14 protein-coding genes and 1 pseudogene are annotated in these 15,316 nt (G+C 71.4%); 10 read left to right on the plus strand and 5 right to left on the minus strand.

All coding sequences use genetic code 11. The features are described 5' to 3' along the window. The first annotated feature begins 4 nt into the window (after window positions 1-4). Complete coding sequence (locus IAG44_RS02965) at window positions 5-940, plus strand: dihydrodipicolinate synthase family protein (RefSeq protein ID WP_187745576.1); 936 nt, start codon at window positions 5-7, stop codon at window positions 938-940. Between the two features lie 53 nt (window positions 941-993). Next, window positions 994-1,899: a LysR family transcriptional regulator gene (locus IAG44_RS02970; RefSeq protein WP_187745577.1), complete on the plus strand. Its 906-nt coding sequence runs from the start codon at window positions 994-996 to the stop codon at window positions 1,897-1,899. An 82-nt stretch (window positions 1,900-1,981) separates the two neighbouring features. On the opposite strand, the gene IAG44_RS43155 is transcribed toward IAG44_RS02970, so the two are convergent. From IAG44_RS43155 to IAG44_RS02980, 3 genes are all read right to left on the minus strand, one after another. Next, window positions 1,982-2,167 (minus strand): hypothetical protein, encoded by a 186-nt coding sequence (locus IAG44_RS43155; RefSeq protein WP_246561396.1) that lies wholly within the window; start codon window positions 2,165-2,167, stop codon window positions 1,982-1,984. Between the two features lie 76 nt (window positions 2,168-2,243). Further along, window positions 2,244-2,645 (minus strand): carboxylesterase family protein, encoded by a 402-nt coding sequence (locus IAG44_RS43160; protein WP_343075713.1) that lies wholly within the window; start codon window positions 2,643-2,645, stop codon window positions 2,244-2,246. A gap of 624 nt (window positions 2,646-3,269) precedes the next feature. Beyond that, entirely contained in the window at window positions 3,270-3,896 is a 627-nt protein-coding gene (locus tag IAG44_RS02980; protein WP_187745578.1) for a TetR/AcrR family transcriptional regulator, read from the minus strand. A 542-nt stretch (window positions 3,897-4,438) separates the two neighbouring features. Between IAG44_RS02980 and IAG44_RS44675 the strand changes: the two are divergent. Beyond that, window positions 4,439-5,323, plus strand: a pseudogene (locus tag IAG44_RS44675) (IS630 family transposase); the annotation flags it as partial. Between the two features lie 93 nt (window positions 5,324-5,416). On the opposite strand, the gene IAG44_RS02995 reads toward IAG44_RS44675, so the two are convergent. After that, on the minus strand, window positions 5,417-6,595 hold the full coding sequence (locus tag IAG44_RS02995) for an acyl-CoA dehydrogenase family protein (protein ID WP_187745579.1): 1,179 nt from the start codon (window positions 6,593-6,595) through the stop codon (window positions 5,417-5,419). A gap of 240 nt (window positions 6,596-6,835) precedes the next feature. Between IAG44_RS02995 and IAG44_RS03000 the strand changes: the two genes are divergently transcribed. Both IAG44_RS03000 and IAG44_RS03005 read left to right on the plus strand, forming a co-directional pair. Beyond that, window positions 6,836-7,390 (plus strand): histidine phosphatase family protein, encoded by a 555-nt coding sequence (locus tag IAG44_RS03000; RefSeq protein ID WP_187745580.1) that lies wholly within the window; start codon window positions 6,836-6,838, stop codon window positions 7,388-7,390. A 400-nt stretch (window positions 7,391-7,790) separates the two neighbouring features. Next, window positions 7,791-8,156 carry a DUF6479 family protein gene (locus IAG44_RS03005; protein ID WP_187745581.1) on the plus strand — a complete coding sequence of 122 codons (366 nt, stop codon included), beginning with the start codon at window positions 7,791-7,793 and terminating at the stop codon, window positions 8,154-8,156. 37 nt (window positions 8,157-8,193) lie between these two features. On the opposite strand, the gene IAG44_RS03010 is transcribed toward IAG44_RS03005, so the two are convergent. Further along, window positions 8,194-9,036, minus strand: a complete 843-nt coding sequence (locus IAG44_RS03010) for a fructosamine kinase family protein (RefSeq protein ID WP_187745582.1) — start codon at window positions 9,034-9,036, stop codon at window positions 8,194-8,196. An 82-nt stretch (window positions 9,037-9,118) separates the two neighbouring features. Between IAG44_RS03010 and ppk2 the strand changes: the two genes are divergently transcribed. From ppk2 to IAG44_RS03035, 5 genes are all read left to right on the plus strand, one after another. After that, complete coding sequence (gene ppk2, locus IAG44_RS03015; protein WP_187745583.1) at window positions 9,119-9,925, plus strand: polyphosphate kinase 2; 807 nt, start codon at window positions 9,119-9,121, stop codon at window positions 9,923-9,925. 122 nt (window positions 9,926-10,047) lie between these two features. Further along, window positions 10,048-11,571: a long-chain-fatty-acid--CoA ligase gene (locus IAG44_RS03020; protein ID WP_187752468.1), complete on the plus strand. Its 1,524-nt coding sequence runs from the start codon at window positions 10,048-10,050 to the stop codon at window positions 11,569-11,571. A 57-nt stretch (window positions 11,572-11,628) separates the two neighbouring features. Further along, complete coding sequence (locus IAG44_RS03025; protein ID WP_187745584.1) at window positions 11,629-12,234, plus strand: TetR/AcrR family transcriptional regulator; 606 nt, start codon at window positions 11,629-11,631, stop codon at window positions 12,232-12,234. Window positions 12,235-12,299: 65 nt separating this feature from the next. Further along, the gene (locus tag IAG44_RS03030; protein WP_187745585.1) at window positions 12,300-14,504 is read left to right on the plus strand and encodes a glycoside hydrolase family 3 C-terminal domain-containing protein; all 2,205 of its coding nucleotides are present in this window, start codon (window positions 12,300-12,302) and stop codon (window positions 14,502-14,504) included. Window positions 14,505-14,564: 60 nt separating this feature from the next. Further along, window positions 14,565-15,311, plus strand: coding sequence for an SDR family oxidoreductase (locus tag IAG44_RS03035; RefSeq protein ID WP_187745586.1), 747 nt, complete (start codon window positions 14,565-14,567; stop codon window positions 15,309-15,311). Window positions 15,312-15,316: the final 5 nt, after the last annotated feature.

The raw sequence follows: 15,316 nt of genomic DNA on the forward strand, positions 1-15,316 counted from the left end.
AACAATGGCACCCCTGGACCGCGACACCCATGGTGTTTTCGCCATCGCACCAACGCCCTTCGACGAGGAAGGCGCCATCGATTTCGACTCGCTCAGCCGACTCGTCGACTTCTACGGAGGCTCCGGCGTCACCGGACTGACCCTCCTGGGTCAGATGGGCGAAGCACCCAAGCTGTCCCACGAGGAGAGCGTGCGCATCGTCCAGCACGTCCTCAAGCGCACCGATCTGCCGATCATCGTGGGCGTCTCCGCACCCGGCTACGCCGCCATGCGGACCCTCACGGTCGACGTCATGTCAGCCGGCGCCCACGGCGTCATGATCGCCCCGCCGAACACGCTGCGTACCGACGACCAGATCGTGAGCTACTACGAGGGAGCGGCGGGCGCCATCGGCGCGGACGTGCCGTTCGTGATCCAGGACTATCCGCTGTCGTTCTCCGTCGTCATGTCCCCCGCCGTCATCGCCCGCATCGCGAACACCGCGCCAGGGTGCGTGATGCTCAAGCACGAGGACTGGCCGGGCCTGGAGAAGATCAGCGCGCTCCGGCGACTCGAAGCCGATGGAGCGATGCCCCGTCTGTCGATCCTGTGCGGAAACGGCGGCCTCTTCCTGGACTTCGAGACCGAACGCGGAGCCGACGGAGCGATGACGGGCTACTGCGTTCCCGAACTCCTCGTCGACGTGGTGCGCCACACCGCCGCCGGCGACCGTGACGCCGCCCATGACGTCTTCGACGCCCACCTGCCCCTGCTGCGCTACGAACAGCAGCCGGGCATCGGCCTGGCCGTGCGCAAGTACGTCATGAAACGCCGCGGAATCCTGACCTCCGACACCCAGCGCGAGCCCGGGGCCGTGCTGTCGGCGCGAGCCCGCAGCGAGGTCGACTACCTGCTGTCCCGGCTCACCCGCAAGGACGACAGGGTCGCGCTCACGGCATGACGCGCAGATGACACCCCTCGGCGCAGCAGTACGGCACCACGTAACTTGATCCCATGCAGCTACGTCAGCTGGAGTACTTCCTCGCGGTCTGGGAGGCGGGCTCCTTCAGCGGAGCGGCTGCGCGGCTCTATGTCACGCAGCCTTCACTGTCCCAGCAGATCGGCGCCCTGGAGAAGGAACTGGGCGCGGTCCTGCTGGAGCGCGGCCGGCAAGGGGTGACGCTGACTCCCGCGGGCCGCGTCTTCCTGCCCCGTGCTCAGGACGTCGTCCGTGCGGTTCAGGACGCGCAGGACTCGGTGCGCGAGGTGGTGGAGGGCCGTCAGGGCGACGTCCACGTCCTGACCGTGCGGTCCGTCGCCTCGGGGATCCTGCCGCCGTCCGCGGCGCGCTGGCACTCGACGTACCCCTCCACCGTGCTGAGACTGCACGACTACTCCCACCGCCGGGACCTCGAAGAGGCCATGCGCGGCGGCCAGGGCGACATCGCGGTCGGTCCACGGCCCGACCCGTGGGAGGGGCCCGTCGTCTCCCTGGGATACGAGGAGATGGTGGTGACCGGCTCGGCCGAACACCCGGCGGGGACAGCGGCTGATCCGGCCGAACTGGCCGCCGCCGACTGGGTGCTCTACGAGCAGGAACAGGGCATGAGCGAGGTGGTGGACCGCCTGGCAGGGCACCTCGGGTTCACGCCGCGCGCCGTCGCGCGCACGGGCCAGGTCTCCGCAGCGCTCCTGTTCGCGGTCGAGGGGATCGGTGTGACGGTGACACCGGAGAACGCGGTGCCGCTGCGCTGGTCGAGGCACGCCCGGCGGATCGGGCCCGGCTGTTTCCGGGAGCTGGTGGTGTTCAGCAGGAAGCTCCCCTCCCAGCTGGCCGAGCGATACCGGGACATGCTCACCACTTTGGAGTTGCCGCTGACCGCGGAGCGGGATCTGCCCGAAGGAGCACTCCGCTTCTGAGCTTGACTCTGACGGGGAGCTTGGGGGGCCAGGTCAACCGCCCAGGGTTCGCCAGGATTTCAGCCGAGGTGAATCGCGCTGGTCAAGGTAGTGCTGAAGGCGGTCGGCCAGCAGGTCGCCCCCACCCCGACATGCGGGTCGCGGCCGCGAGGGCGTAGTCGAACTGGTAGACGTGGGTGGTGTTGCCGCCGGCCGTGTGGTGGTCGGCGTGCTGCTGGTGTGCCTCCTGGGCGGCCTGTCGGCCGACCTGGGCGGTGAGCACGTCCAAAGCGGCGTCGGTGGTGAGGTTCTGGACGCGGGGATCGAGACGAAGAAGGCCGTCGCCGCGTCGCGGACGGTGCCGATCAGCGGCGGCTTGCCCTCCAGGGCGCCGTCGGTGAGGGCCTGTTGCCGGGTACGGGACATGCCGGGGGCGCCGAGGACCGGGTACATCGGCGGAGCCGCGTCGCCCGGGGCCGCGAGCTGGGCAACGAGGCGGCCGTAGGCGTCCAGTAACTGCTCGGCCGGCAGGGCCCGCAAAGCCGTGGCGGCATCGGGGCCGTTCGGGATACCCAGCAGGAGCAGGTGAACATGCCCTGGGTGATGGATCCGTCCGTCGCGGGGTCGAGCGCGAGCGACAGGGCCGAGTACGTTCCGGCGGACTGCCCGCCGACGGTGACCGTGCGCGGGTCGCCGCCGAAGGAAGCGCTGCTGTCCTGCACCCAGGACAGCACGGTGGCCTGGTCCTGGGGGCCGAGGTCGGCCACGCCGATCTCGGGCAGGTAGAGGTCCCAGCCCGGCTCGGCATCCGCACCGAAGCCCTCCTGTGGATCACCGTCACACCCGGCGGGCTGGAGGAGACCGGCCCCCAGCGCTGTATCACTTCCTCAGCGACACCATCGGCGCCCTCGAACACATCACCACCCTTGAAGTCGGCCTCATCCTGACCGGAGTGAAGAGGGCCGGCCTGGCCCGCCCCGGCAGCCTCTGAGCTCGACACCGCGAACTCACCCCGAAGCCGAGCCTCATAACGGTTACTCCGTTTCCGTTATTGCGTGAGGCCGAGCCGCTGCGTCGATCGACCAAATCGCCCGTCTGGGCGCCGAGCGATGCGCCCGGCCGGCAACTCGACCGCGCCCGACACATCCCAAAGCGGTCTCGTGACGACCCGCCCGCCATCAGACCCTCGCCTGCGCCATCGCCCTGATCTTCGGGGGGGGGATCGGAGTGCTCAGTACACTCGCCTTGCCGAAGGCACGCGAGCCGGCAGGAGCCGCCGCTCTCGAGGGGGCCGGGCTTCTCCTGCTGCTCGCCGGAGCTGTGGTCGTACACCTGCGCAAGGGCGACCCTGTTGCCAAATTCACGCCCGCGCGGTGACTCGCCCCGCCTGGTCAGGCGTCGTCGCGCAGGTGGGCGAGCCCGCTGAGCATGAGTTCGAGTCCGAAGGAGAACTCCTCCTCGATCGGAACGGGCAGCGAACCGGCGACGGTGACCGTTGCCGGGAACAAGGCCGGATCGGCGCCCTGGAAGACGGCGGACAGGTGCGCCTCATCGAGTTGACCACCGCTGCCGTGACCGTTGATCTGTATGGCGAATCCGAGGACGTAGCGGGCGAGGGTGGCATAGGCGTGCGCGGCCTGTCGCGGCGGGAAACCGCTGTCGAGCAGCGCCGCGACGCAGTGCTCCCGCAGCGCCATGGCGCTCGGCCCCAGGGGAATCTCCTCGACCATCAGGCGCGCCGCGTTCCGGTGCCGGGCCAGGGCCTCGAACATGCTGTGCGCGACCGTACGCAGCGCCTGCCGCCAGCCCATCGCGAGGAGTTCGTCGCCCTTCAGTTCCACGGCGCCGAACATGCGGTCCACGACATGGGCGACCAGCGCTGCCCGGTTGTCGAAATGCCGGTACAGCGTCGCCGTGCCCGAGCCCAGGCGCTGGGCCAGCGTCCGCATCGAGAGAGCGTCGGCCCCTTCGTCGTCCACGATCTGCAGTGCGGTGGAGACGATGCGCTCCAGCGGCACGGGCGGACGCCCCGGGCGCCGAGCCGATGCCGGGGTCGCTCGCACAGGACCAGTTGCTGCCACTGAACGTCCACCTCCTCGGCCAGCACCATAACAGCAACACCGTATCCAATATGAAAATCGCCGGTTAGGTACGGAGCGAAGGCGCCCCCTTCGATCAGCCCGTCGACGACCGCTCATCGGGGAATCCGGCACCGGCCGATCCCACTGAGCGGTGTGCATCATGAAATCGCAGGTCACGGGTCTGGGGTGAGTGGCTGTTCGGGGCTCGCGCCGGTCGGCGGACGATGTCTGTGCCGTAGATCATCGGGACGGTCCGGTTCCGGCGCACGCAGCGGTGACGACGCCCGGCCACAGCCACTCATACCGCCTACGACGGCGACTGATCTGTACGCGACTGCGGCCAGTGCCGCCATCCCTCTTCTGCGCCGACTGAAAATCCTCGTCACACCTGGTGTGACCACAGCCGCTGCTGAACTTGATTGAGTGATGTCGGGGCCGTTCGTCTGACGGTGGCGGGTCGTCTCCGGTAGCCCTGGACCGTGAGATACGCGCAGGGCGGCGGGTTGACCGACGCTGGGAGGGCCGCCCGGGAGCGGGTGCGGTTGCAGGCCGTGGAGCGTTTCGAGGGCGGGCACGTCGGCAGTGGCGCGAGCGCGGTGACACCGGGGTCCTGTCGAAGGGATCGCCCGGGCGGCCGAGGCTCGGCGAGAAGCAGATCGCCCGGCTGGAACGGGAGTTGGAACGCGGGCCGCTGGTCCACGGCTGGGAGGATCAGCGGTGGACGCCGGCCCGGGTGAAGACGCTGATCGGACGTCTGTTCCATGTCTCCCGCACGGTCGAGGGCACCTGGCGGCTGCTGAAGAGGCATGGCTGGTCGTGGCAGCAGCCGACCCGGCGGGCGATCGAGCGCGACGACGCGGCGGTAGAACTGTGGAAGAAGGTGGGGGTGCCCCCGCTTGCGGGGGAGTCTGGCCGCGGGTAAAGGCACCGCGGCGGGTCGCGGCGCCTGGATCGTCTTCGAGGACGAGGCCGGGCAGTCGATGACGCCGCCGCGCGCCAGGACGTGGGGCCGTATCGGACAGACACCTGTCGTCCGTGGCCGTGGCTCCGGCCGGGTCTCCATGGCGGGCATGGCCTGCTACAGGACGGGTGAACGGTCCCGGCTGATCTACGCGATCCGCGAATACCGGGGCCGCAAGGGCGAGCCGAAGGGCTTCACCTGGCGCGACTTCCGGGACCTGATCGTCCGCGCCCGCATCCAGCTCGGCGGACCGATCGTTCTGGTCTGGGACAACGCCCGCATTCACCTCGTGCCGCCGCTCAAGGCGTTCTTCGAGGCCAACGCGCACTGGCTGACCGTCTTCCAGCTGCCCGTTCACGCGCCGCACCTCAACCCGCAGGAGAGCATCTGGTCGCTGGTCAAGTCGTCGACGGCTGCCTCGCCGGCACCACTCTTACCTTGGACGGCTGACCGACATCACTCAATCAAGTTCAGTAGCGTCGGTGGTCACACCTGGCTACCTCCGCACGCGAGGCATCCCCAGACCGATCCAGGTGATGATCTCGCGTTGGATCTCGTTGTTGCCGCCGCCGAAGGTGAAGATGACGGCGGAGCGGTAGCCGCGTTCGAGTTCGCCGTGGAGGACCGCTCCGGCCGAGCCCTCCTGGAGGGCGCCGGGGGCGGCGACGATCTCCAGGAGCCAGGCGTAGGCGTCGCGGCGGGCCTCGGAGCCGTAGACCTTGACGGCGGAGGCGTCCTGGGGGGTGAGGGTGTTGTTCTGGACGGCTTGGACCATCTGCCAGTTGAGGAGCCTGAGGGCTTCCAGTCTGACGTGGGTCTGGGCGAGGCGGCGGCGGACCCAGGGGAGGTCGAGGACCCGGCGTCCGTCGGTCAGCTTGGTCTCCCCGGCCCAGCGCCGGACGTCCTGGAGGGCGCGGATCGCCATCGTGCCGTGGGCGGCGAGGGTGACGCGTTCGTGGTTGAGCTGGTTGGTGATCAGCCGCCAGCCCTCGTTCTCGGCGCCGACGCGGTGGGTGACGGGGACGCGGACGTTCTCGTAGTAGCTCGCGGTCGTGTCGTGGGAGGCGAGGGTGCGGATGACCGTGCAGGAGTAGCCGGGGTCCGCCGTCGGGACCAGCAGCATGGTGATGCCCTTGTGCGGCGGGGCGTCCGGGTCGGTGCGGGTGGCGAGCCAGATCCAGTCGGCGGTGTCGCCGTTCGTCGTCCAGATCTTCTGCCCGTTGACGACGTACTCGTCGCCGTCCCGCACGGCCCGCGTCGTCAGCGCGGCGAGGTCGGTGCCCGCGCCCGGCTCGCTGTAGCCGATCGCGAAGTCGATCTCGCCGGACAGGACGCGCGGCAGGAAGTACGCCTTCTGCTCGTCGGTGCCGTAGCGCATGAGGGTCGGGCCGACGGTGTTCAGCGCCATCAGCGGGAGGGGGACGCCGGCCTGCGCGGCCTCGTCGAAGAACACGAACTGCTCGACGGGGGTCAGGCCCCGTCCGCCGTACTCCTTCGGCCAGCCGACGCCGAGCCAGCCGTCCGCGCCCAGTCGCCTGATCGTCTCCCGGTAGAACCGTTTCGCGCCGACCGGGTCGGCGTGCCGCGCGTACGCGTGGTCCGGCACCAACTCCGCGAAGTACTCCCGTAGTTCCGCCCGCAGCCGCAACTGCTCCGGAGTCTGGTCGAGGTGCACGGCGCCTCCCGATGGCCGGTGTCCTGACGGCGCACACGGTAGAACCTGTTGCAGAAATTGGGAATGGCAGGCCGCGTTGTCAGTGCCGGTCGGCACACTGGGAGGCATGACGGGGTGGCTGGAGAGAACGCGGGGGTCGGTGAGAGGCATGGGGCGAGAGGGCGCGCGGGAGGTGTTGCGGGTGTGGGCCGGTGCTGTGTATGACTCGCCGGTCCGCCCCGTCCACGAAAGGCATGCCGTATGACTCACCGGGTTCTGCTGCTCGCGCCCGCTCTCAGCGCCTCGCATCGGGAGGCCCGGTTCGACGACGGGTCCGGGCTGGATCCGGCCGGGGTGCGGGCGGCCCGGGAGGCGGCGAGCGGGGTGCCGGGGGCCGAGCAGGTGTGGTGTTCGCCGAGTGCTCGATGCCGGGAGACGGCTCGGGTGCTCGGGCTCGACGCGGTGGAGGTGGCCGCGTGGGGCGGGCTCGATGTGGGGCGGTGGCGGGGGGAGACCCTGGCGGACGTGGGGGCCCGCGAGCCGGAGGCGGTGGCGGCGTGGCTGGCGGATCCCGGCGCCGCTCCGCACGGCGGGGAGTCCGTGCGGGCACTGTGCGACCGGGTCGAGAGGTGGCTGCGGGAGTGCGCGGACCTGTCCGGGCGCACCGTCGCGGTGGTCGAGCCCGAGGTGGTGCGGGCGGTGGTGGTGCGGGTGCTCGGGGCGCCGGAGGGGGCGTTCTGGCGGGTGGATGTGGCGCCGTTGGCGGGGGTGGAGATCAGCGGGAGGGGTGGGCGGTGGAATCTGCGGGTGGGGTGAGGGCGGCGGGGGCGAGGGGGCGTGACGCGGGGTGACGAGAGGGCGGCGGACTGGTGACGGGAGGTGGCGAGGGGCAGGTGGCGTGCTGGTGAAGGCGCTGGGTGACGAGGAAGTCGGTGACGGGCTGGTGAGGGGGTCGGTGCGGAGTAGTGGGCGGGTCGGTGGCGGGGCGATGAGGAGCCCCGCGAGAACACTCCCTCCGGACATCTCACCGCTCCGGGCCACCCCTCCGGCCTGCCCCCTCCCGGCCACCCGCTCCAGCTGACCACTCTCCGCCTTCCTCTCCAGCCGGCCGATCTCCACCGCCCGCTCCAGTAGGCCGTTCTCCGCTCCCCCACTCCAGCCGTCCACCCCCCGCCCCCGGAGGGTTCGGCTCCCCTTGTGGGGGTATTCGCCTGATATGAGTACCGCATCCGTCATGCTGGCCGCGCCGAGCGGCCTGCTCAGCCTGGCGTTGTTCGCGGTCGGCGTGGCACTCGTGGCCATGCTGTGCGGCGCGTTCTGGCTGGGCGCCCGGATCAAGATGCGCGAGCCCCCGTGCCCGCGCCCCGACGAACAGCCGCACCTTCCGCCGGAGGGCGCGGTGCACGAGATCCTGGAGAACAGGGAACCGGAGGAGGTGCCGAAGGTGGGGAAGAAGGGCCACGCCCTCACCCCCTACGAACTCACGAACATGCAGACCCGGCACAGCGACTCCAAGAAACGCCGCAGGTGGAGCCCGGGGTCCAGCGGGTCCTTCGGTGGCGGCGGCCTGGGCGCGCACTGAGCCGCACCACCCGCGTACGCAACGCGACACCGCCCCCTCACCCCACCCCCCGAGCCACCCCCACCACCTGCTCCACATACCTCCCGCCGAACAGCACCACATGCACCATCAGCGGAAACAACTGGTGCGCCCCCACCCGCTCCCGCCACCCCTCCGCAAGTGGCGCGACCGACTCGTACCCGGCGAGAACCCGCTCCAGATGAGGGCACCCGAAGAGCTGGAGCATCGCGAGGTCGGTCTCGCGGTGGCCCCCGTGCGCGGCGGGGTCGATCAGCCAGGCGTGCCCGTCGGCGCCCCACAGCACGTTCCCGTTCCAGAGGTCACCGTGCAGCCGGGCCGGAGGCTCGACGGGCCCGGCGAGCGTGGCCAGCCGCCCGCAGGCGCGCTCGACGACGGCGGCCTGACCGGCGTCCATGCTCCCCTGGTCGACGGCGGCCCGCAGGTACGGCAGGACCCGGCGTTCGATGTACCAGGCAGCCCAGTCGTCGCCGGGTACGTTCCGCATGGCCGCGAGCCCGATGTACGCCTCGCGGGGCCCGCCGGGCGGCGCCGCGCCGTACGCGGGGGCGCCGCACGCGTGCAGCCCGGCGAGCGCGCGGCCGAGCCCGTACGCGGCCTCGGCGGTCGCCCGCCCCGGCGGAACCCGGTCGGTGACGAGCCACTGCTCGTCGTACCCGTGCACCACCGGCACCCGCATCCCCTCCCCCAGCCACCGCAGCCCGGCGGCCTCGGCACGGGCCGCGCCGGGCGCGTCGGCGTGTTTGACGATCACGGTCCGCCCGTCGGCGAGCCCGACCTCGGCGACCACGCCGGAGAGGGGGCGGACGGTGCGCGCGGGGGTACCGGTGAAACGGGCGGCGACGGCGAGACGGGCGTCCATACGGCCGTCAGCGTACGCCGCGCACACCCCCCGCTCCTTAGACTTCGGGGCGTTCACCTGTGGGGCGACGGAAAGAGGCGGTATGGCCGGCGAGAAGGCGGCGGGGGCGCTCAAGCGGAAGGTGTACGAGAGTGAACTGCTGCGCCTGCAGACGGAGTTGGTGAAGCTTCAGGAGTGGGTGCGGGCGACGGGCGCGCGGCTGGTCGTCGTCTTCGAGGGGCGGGACGCGGCGGGGAAGGGCGGGACGATCAAGCGGGTCACGGAGCATCTGAACCCCCGTGTCGCACGGGTCGTGGCGCTGCCGAAGCCGACCGAGCGGGAACGTACGCAGTGGTATTTCCAGCGGTACGTGGAGCACCTTCCGGCGGCCGGGGAGATCGTCCTGCTGGACCGTTCCTGGTACAACCGGGCCGGCGTCGAGCACGTGATGGGGTTCTGCACGAAGGAGGAGTACCAGCGTTTCCTGCGGCAGTGCCCGATCTTCGAGCGGATGCTCGTGGAGGACGGGATCCTGCTGCGCAAGTACTGGTTCTCGGTGAGCGACGGCGAGCAGCAGGACCGGTTCCGCAAGCGTCTCGACGACCCGGTGCGCCGCTGGAAGCTCTCGCCGATGGACCTGGAGTCGATCACCCGCTGGGAGGCGTACTCGCGGGCGAAGGACGAGATGCTGGTGCACACGGACATCCCGGACGCGCCGTGGCTGGTCGTGGAGAGCGACGACAAGAAGCGGGCGCGGCTGAACATGATCGCGCATCTGCTGGGCTCGGTGCCGTACCACGAAGTGCCGCTGCCGGTCCTGGAGTTGCCGGAGCGTCCGCCGTCGACGGGGTACGTGCGTCCGCCGCGTGATCTCCAGAACTATGTGCCGGACCACGCGGCAAGCCTCTGACCTGCACCCTTACTTGACCCAAGATCCTTGCGGCGAGGCGGCGCACTCAACTAGCGTCCCCCGAAAGAAGGTTTCTGCGACGAGGGAGGCCGTATGCCGTGCCAGTGGACGGCGGCCGGATCATGACCGCGTACAACCTCGCCGGGTTCCTGGAGGACTCGGCCGCCCGCCACCCGGAGCGCACCGCGATCGTCTTCGGCGAGCTGCGGCTGTCGTACGCGCAGACCGACGCGGCGGCGAACCAGGTCGCGAACCTGCTGACCGGGGCCGGGGTGCGGCCGGGCGACAAGGTCGCGCTGTCGATGCCGAACCTGCCGTACTTCACGTTCGCCTACTACGGCATCCTCAAGGCGGGCGCGACGGTCGTCCCGCTGAACGTGCTGCTGAAGCCGCGCGAGCTGGCGTACCACTTGGCGGACTCGGGCGCCTCGGCGTACATCGCGTTCGAGGGGACGCCGGAGCTGCCGATCGGGGCGTACGCGCGCGAGGCCGCGGGCGAGGTGGACGGCGTCGAGCTGTTCGTCGTCGACCCCGCGCGGGAGCTGCCGTGGGCGGGGCGTACGCCGGTGTTCGAGACGGTGGTGACGGACGAGGACGACACGGCCGTCATCCTCTACACCTCGGGTACTACGGGTCGCCCCAAGGGTGCCGAGCTGCGGCACCGGAACATGCGGGACAACGTCCTGATCGACGAGGCGCTGTTCGGGGCGTCGGTGGAGCGGCCGGACACGTTCCTGTGCGTGCTGCCGCTGTTCCACTCCTTCGGGCAGACGGTCGTCCAGAACGGGGCGCTCGCGTACGGCGGGACGATCGTGATGCTGCCCCGGTTCGAGCCGGCGGCGGCGCTGAAGGCGATGCTGGCCGAGGAGGTGACGTTCTTCGGCGGGGTTCCGACGATGTACTGGGCGCTGCTCGGCGCGCTGGACGGCTCCGTGGACGTCGAGGCCCTGGCCCGCAATCTGCGGGTGGCGGTCTCGGGCGGGTCGGCGTTGCCGCGTGAGGTGCACCGGGCGTTCCGGGAGCGGTTCGGGGTGACCATCCTTGAGGGGTACGGGTTGTCGGAGACGTCTCCGGTGGCCGCGTTCTCCGTGCTCGGCCAGGAGCCCCGCCCCGGGTCCATCGGCGTGCCCGTGCCGGGCGTCGAGATGCGGCTCCTCGACGGGGACGGCTCCGAGGTGACGGGTGGCACCGACGCGATCGGGGAGATCGCCGTCAAGGGGCACAACGTCATGAAGGGGTACTACCGGCGCCCCGAGGCGACGGCCGAAGTGCTGTCCGAGGACGGCTGGTTCCGGACCGGGGACCTCGGGCGGCGGGACGCGGACGGCTACTACTACATCGTCGACCGCGCCAAGGACATGATCATCCGGGGTGGGTTCAACGTGTACCCCCGGGAGATCGAGGAGCTGCTGATGGAGCATCCGGCGGTGTCCCTGGTCGCGGTGATCGGGGTGCCGCATCCCTCGCACGGGGAGGAGATCAAGGCGGTCGTCGTGCGCCGGGCGGGCGTCGAGGTCACCGGGGACGAGCTGGTCGAGTGGGCGAAGGAGCGGCTGGCGGCGTACAAGTACCCGCGGGTGGTGGAGTTCGCGGACGCGCTGCCGATGACGTCGACGGGGAAGATCCTGAAGCGGGAGATCGGCTGAGCGGGGCGGCGGGGGCGCTCACCGGGTGCCCCCGCCGCCGTGAAGTACGGTCTGACGGTGACCACACCACGTAAGCCGAGGGGCCCGTACCGCAAGGGACTTGAGCGGCGAGAACAGATCCTGCGGGCGGCTCTGGAGGTGTTCAGCGAGCACGGTGAGCGGGGTGCGTCGCTGAAGGAGGTCGCGGACCGGGTGGGGATGTCGCAGGCGGGGGTGCTGCACTACTTCGGCTCGCGCGAGGAGCTGTTCGTGGCGGTGCTCGCGGAGCGCGACGCGCGGGACGGGCGGGCGACGGCCGACGCGGGTTCCCCGGGCGAGGCGCTGGCGCGGACGGTCGTGCGGAACGCGGGGCAGCGGGGTCTGGTCGATCTGTTCGTGACGCTGTCCGCCGCCGCGTCCGATCCCCAGCACCCGGCGCACGGGTTCTTCACGCGCCGCTACGACGAGCTGACGCGCTCCCTCGCCGAGGGGATGCGGGAGGGCCAGGAGCGCGGGGAGACCCGGACGGACGTCACGCCCGAGCAGTTGGCGCGGATGCTGATCGCGCTGTCGGACGGGCTCCAGTTGCAGTGGCTGCTGGATCCGGGGGTGGAGATGGCGGAGACGATCGAGGCGTTCAACCGGATGTGCGGGTCGGGGACCGGGACCCGCACCAAAACCTAGCGTCGTTCGCTTTCCACGCCTAGAGTCGGCCTCACCCGTGCCCCCTCTCGTGAGGACCCCGCGTCATGGCCGACCCGACCCCGCTGGACCTCGACACCAAGACCGCGCTCCTGTCCGGCAGGGACATGTGGACGACCGAGTCCACCGAGGCCGCTGGTGTCCCCTCGCTCCTGATGTGCGACGGCCCGCACGGCGTCCGCAAGCAGTCCGGCGGGGCCACCGAGGTCCACGACAGCGAACCGGCGACCTGTTTCCCCCCGGCGGTGGCGCTCGCGTCGAGCTGGGACCCGGAGCTACTGCGCGGCGTCGGCGAGGCCCTGGGCCGGGAGGCCCGCGCGCAGGGCGTGGACGTCCTGCTCGGCCCCGGCGTGAACATCAAGCGCTCCCCGCTGTGCGGCCGCAACTTCGAGTACTTCTCGGAGGATCCGCTGCTCAGCGGCGTCCTCGGGGCCGCGCATGTGAGCGGCGTGCAGAGCCAGGGCGTCGGCGCGTCGGTGAAGCACTTCGCGGCCAACAACCAGGAGACGGACCGCATGCGGGTGAGCGCGGACGTCGACGAGCGCGCGCTGCGGGAGATCTACCTCCCGGCGTTCGAGCGGATCGTGAAGGAGGCCCGCCCGGCGACGGTGATGGCGGCCTACAACCGGGTCAACGGCGTGCACGCGACGCAGCACCGCGCGCTGCTGGCCGGGATCCTGCGCGAGGAGTGGGGCTTCGACGGTCTGGTCGTCTCCGACTGGGGCGCGGTCGCCGACCGGGTCGCGGCGCTCGTCGCGGGCACCGACCTGGAGATGCCGGGCACGGGCGGACGCACGGACGCGGAGGTCGCGGCGGCGGTCCGCGAGGGCCGGCTCGACGAGGCGGTCGTCGACACCGCCGTGGGCCGCCTGCGGGAACTGGCACGCCGGGTGCGCGCCGAGTCCGGGGCCGACGGGTCGGGGGCCGCCGGGTCCGACACCAAGGGGTCCGGCGCCGACGGGTCCGGCGCCCCGGGGTTCGACGTCGACGCCCACCACCGCCTCGCCCGCGAGGCCGCCGCCGACTGCCTGGTCCTGCTGAAGAACGACGACGGCACGCTCCCCCTCGCCCCGGCCACCCGGATCGCCGTCCTGGGCGAGTTCGCCCGGCGTCCGCGCTACCAGGGCGGCGGCAGCTCGCACGTCAACGCGACCCGCGTGGACAGCCCGTTGGACGAGCTGCGCTTGCGACTCCCGGACGCCCGGGTCGACTTCACGGACGATCCGGCGCAGGCCGCCGATGCCGACGTCGCGGTGGTGTTCGCCGGGCTGCGGGAGGAGGACGAGTCGGAGGGCTTCGACCGCGAACACCTCCGACTCCCCGCCGACCAGGTCGAGTTGATCCGCGCGGCGGCGACGGCGGCCCCGCGCACGGTGGTCGTCCTGCTGAACGGCGGCGTGGTGAGCCTGGAGGAGTGGTACGCGGACGTGGACGCGGTGGTCGAGGCGTGGCTGCCGGGCCAGGCGGGCGGCGGCGCGATCGCGGACGTGCTGAGCGGGCGCGTGAACCCGTCGGGGCGGCTCGCGGAGACGGTCCCGCTCCGCCTCCAGGACACCCCGGCGTACCTCAACTTCCCCGGCGGGCAAGGACATGTGCGCTACGGGGAGGGCGTGATGGTCGGCTACCGGTACTACGAGAGCGCCGAGGTCGCCGTCCGGCACCCCTTCGGACACGGCCTGAGCTACACGTCGTTCGAGGAGACCGGGTTCCGGGTGGAGCGGACGGGCGCGGACACGGCGACGGTGTCCGTGACGGTCACGAACACGGGCGGGCGCTTCGGGAAGCACGTCGTGCAGGTGTACGTCGCTCCGGCGGGGCGTCCGGTGGTCAGTCCCGTGCGTGAGCTGCGCGCGTTCACGAAGGTGGCGCTGGCGCCGGGTGAGAGTACTGTCGTCGAACTCCCGCTGGAGCGGCGGGCGTTCGCGTTCTGGGACATCGAGCGCGGGGACTGGACGGTGTCGGCGGGCCGGTACGAGGTGCAGCTCGGGCGGGACGCGCACACCGTACTCGCGTCGGTGGGCGTGGAGTTGGCGGGGGACCGGTACCGGCGGCCGCTGACGGTGGAGTCGCCGGTGTCGGAGTGGTTCGCGCACGACGCGGCGGGTCCGGCGCTGCGCAAGGCGTTGGCGGGCGGGCGGATGGTCGGGGACGACGTGCTGCGGATGATCGCGTCGATGCCGATGCGGCAGTTCCTGGCGTTTCTGCCGGAGCCGTTGCCGCAGGGGCTGCTGGAGGAGCTGTCGGAGGCGTAGGCCGGGAGATGGATGGTGCCGACCTAGCGTTTGCTTGGTTCCGGTGGCTACTGTGGGCGCATGGCCCTCCAGTTGGACATGTCGGGCAAGGTCGTCCTGGTCACCGGCGGCACGCGCGGGGTCGGGGCGGGGATCGCGCAGACGTTCCTGGAGGCGGGCGCCCACGTCGAGGTGTGCGCCCGCGGCGAGCCGCCCGAACTCCCGGCGCGCTTCACCCGGTTGGACGTCCGTGACCCGGAGCAGGTGGAGGCGTGGGTCGCGGACGTGGCGCGGCGGTGCGGGCGGGTCGACGTCGCCGTCAACAACGCGGGCGGCGCGCCGTACGCCGATTTCGCGGGCGCCTCGCCGGGGTTCCACCGCAAGGTCACCGAGCTGAACTTCCTCGCGCCGGTCTACGTGTGCCGGGCGGTGTTCCCGGTCATGGCGGACGGCGGGGTCGTCCTGAACGTCACCTCGATCAGCGCCCGCCGGGTGAGTCCGGGGACGGCGGTGTACGGGGCGGCGAAGGCGGCGCTGGAGAGCCTGACGGCGTCGCTGGCGGTGGAGTGGGCGCCCCGGGTGCGGGTGAACGCGGTGAGCTGCGGGCTGGTGGCGACGCCGGGTTCGATGGCCCACTACGGGGACGCGGCGCAGGTCGCGCGGGTCGCGGCGACGATCCCGCGCGGGGTGTTCGCCCGCCCCGAGGACATCGGCGGCGCCTGCGTCCTGCTGGCGTCACCGCTCGCGGCGCATGTGACGGGGGCGGTGCTGAACGTGGACGGGGGCGGCGAGTGGCCGGCGTTCCTGCGGCACACGCCGAACGCGTGACCAAA

This window comes from Streptomyces roseirectus, from assembly GCF_014489635.1.
GTDB classification, from domain to species: Bacteria; Actinomycetota; Actinomycetes; order Streptomycetales; family Streptomycetaceae; genus Streptomyces; species Streptomyces roseirectus.

Bases quoted from the DNA above. Each gene is read 5' to 3' on its own strand.
- IAG44_RS03005 (WP_187745581.1), top strand. From the start codon at position 7,791: ATGAGTACCGCATCCGTCATGCTGGCCGCGCCGAGCGGCCTGCTCAGC.
- IAG44_RS03010 (WP_187745582.1), bottom strand. From the start codon at position 9,036: ATGGACGCCCGTCTCGCCGTCGCCGCCCGTTTCACCGGTACCCCCGCG.
- ppk2 (WP_187745583.1), top strand. From the start codon at position 9,119: ATGGCCGGCGAGAAGGCGGCGGGGGCGCTCAAGCGGAAGGTGTACGAG.
- IAG44_RS02965 (WP_187745576.1), top strand. From the start codon at position 5: ATGGCACCCCTGGACCGCGACACCCATGGTGTTTTCGCCATCGCACCA.
- IAG44_RS03035 (WP_187745586.1), top strand. From the start codon at position 14,565: ATGGCCCTCCAGTTGGACATGTCGGGCAAGGTCGTCCTGGTCACCGGC.
- IAG44_RS03000 (WP_187745580.1), top strand. From the start codon at position 6,836: ATGACTCACCGGGTTCTGCTGCTCGCGCCCGCTCTCAGCGCCTCGCAT.
- IAG44_RS03020 (WP_187752468.1), top strand. From the start codon at position 10,048: ATGACCGCGTACAACCTCGCCGGGTTCCTGGAGGACTCGGCCGCCCGC.
- IAG44_RS03030 (WP_187745585.1), top strand. From the start codon at position 12,300: ATGGCCGACCCGACCCCGCTGGACCTCGACACCAAGACCGCGCTCCTG.
- IAG44_RS02970 (WP_187745577.1), top strand. From the start codon at position 994: ATGCAGCTACGTCAGCTGGAGTACTTCCTCGCGGTCTGGGAGGCGGGC.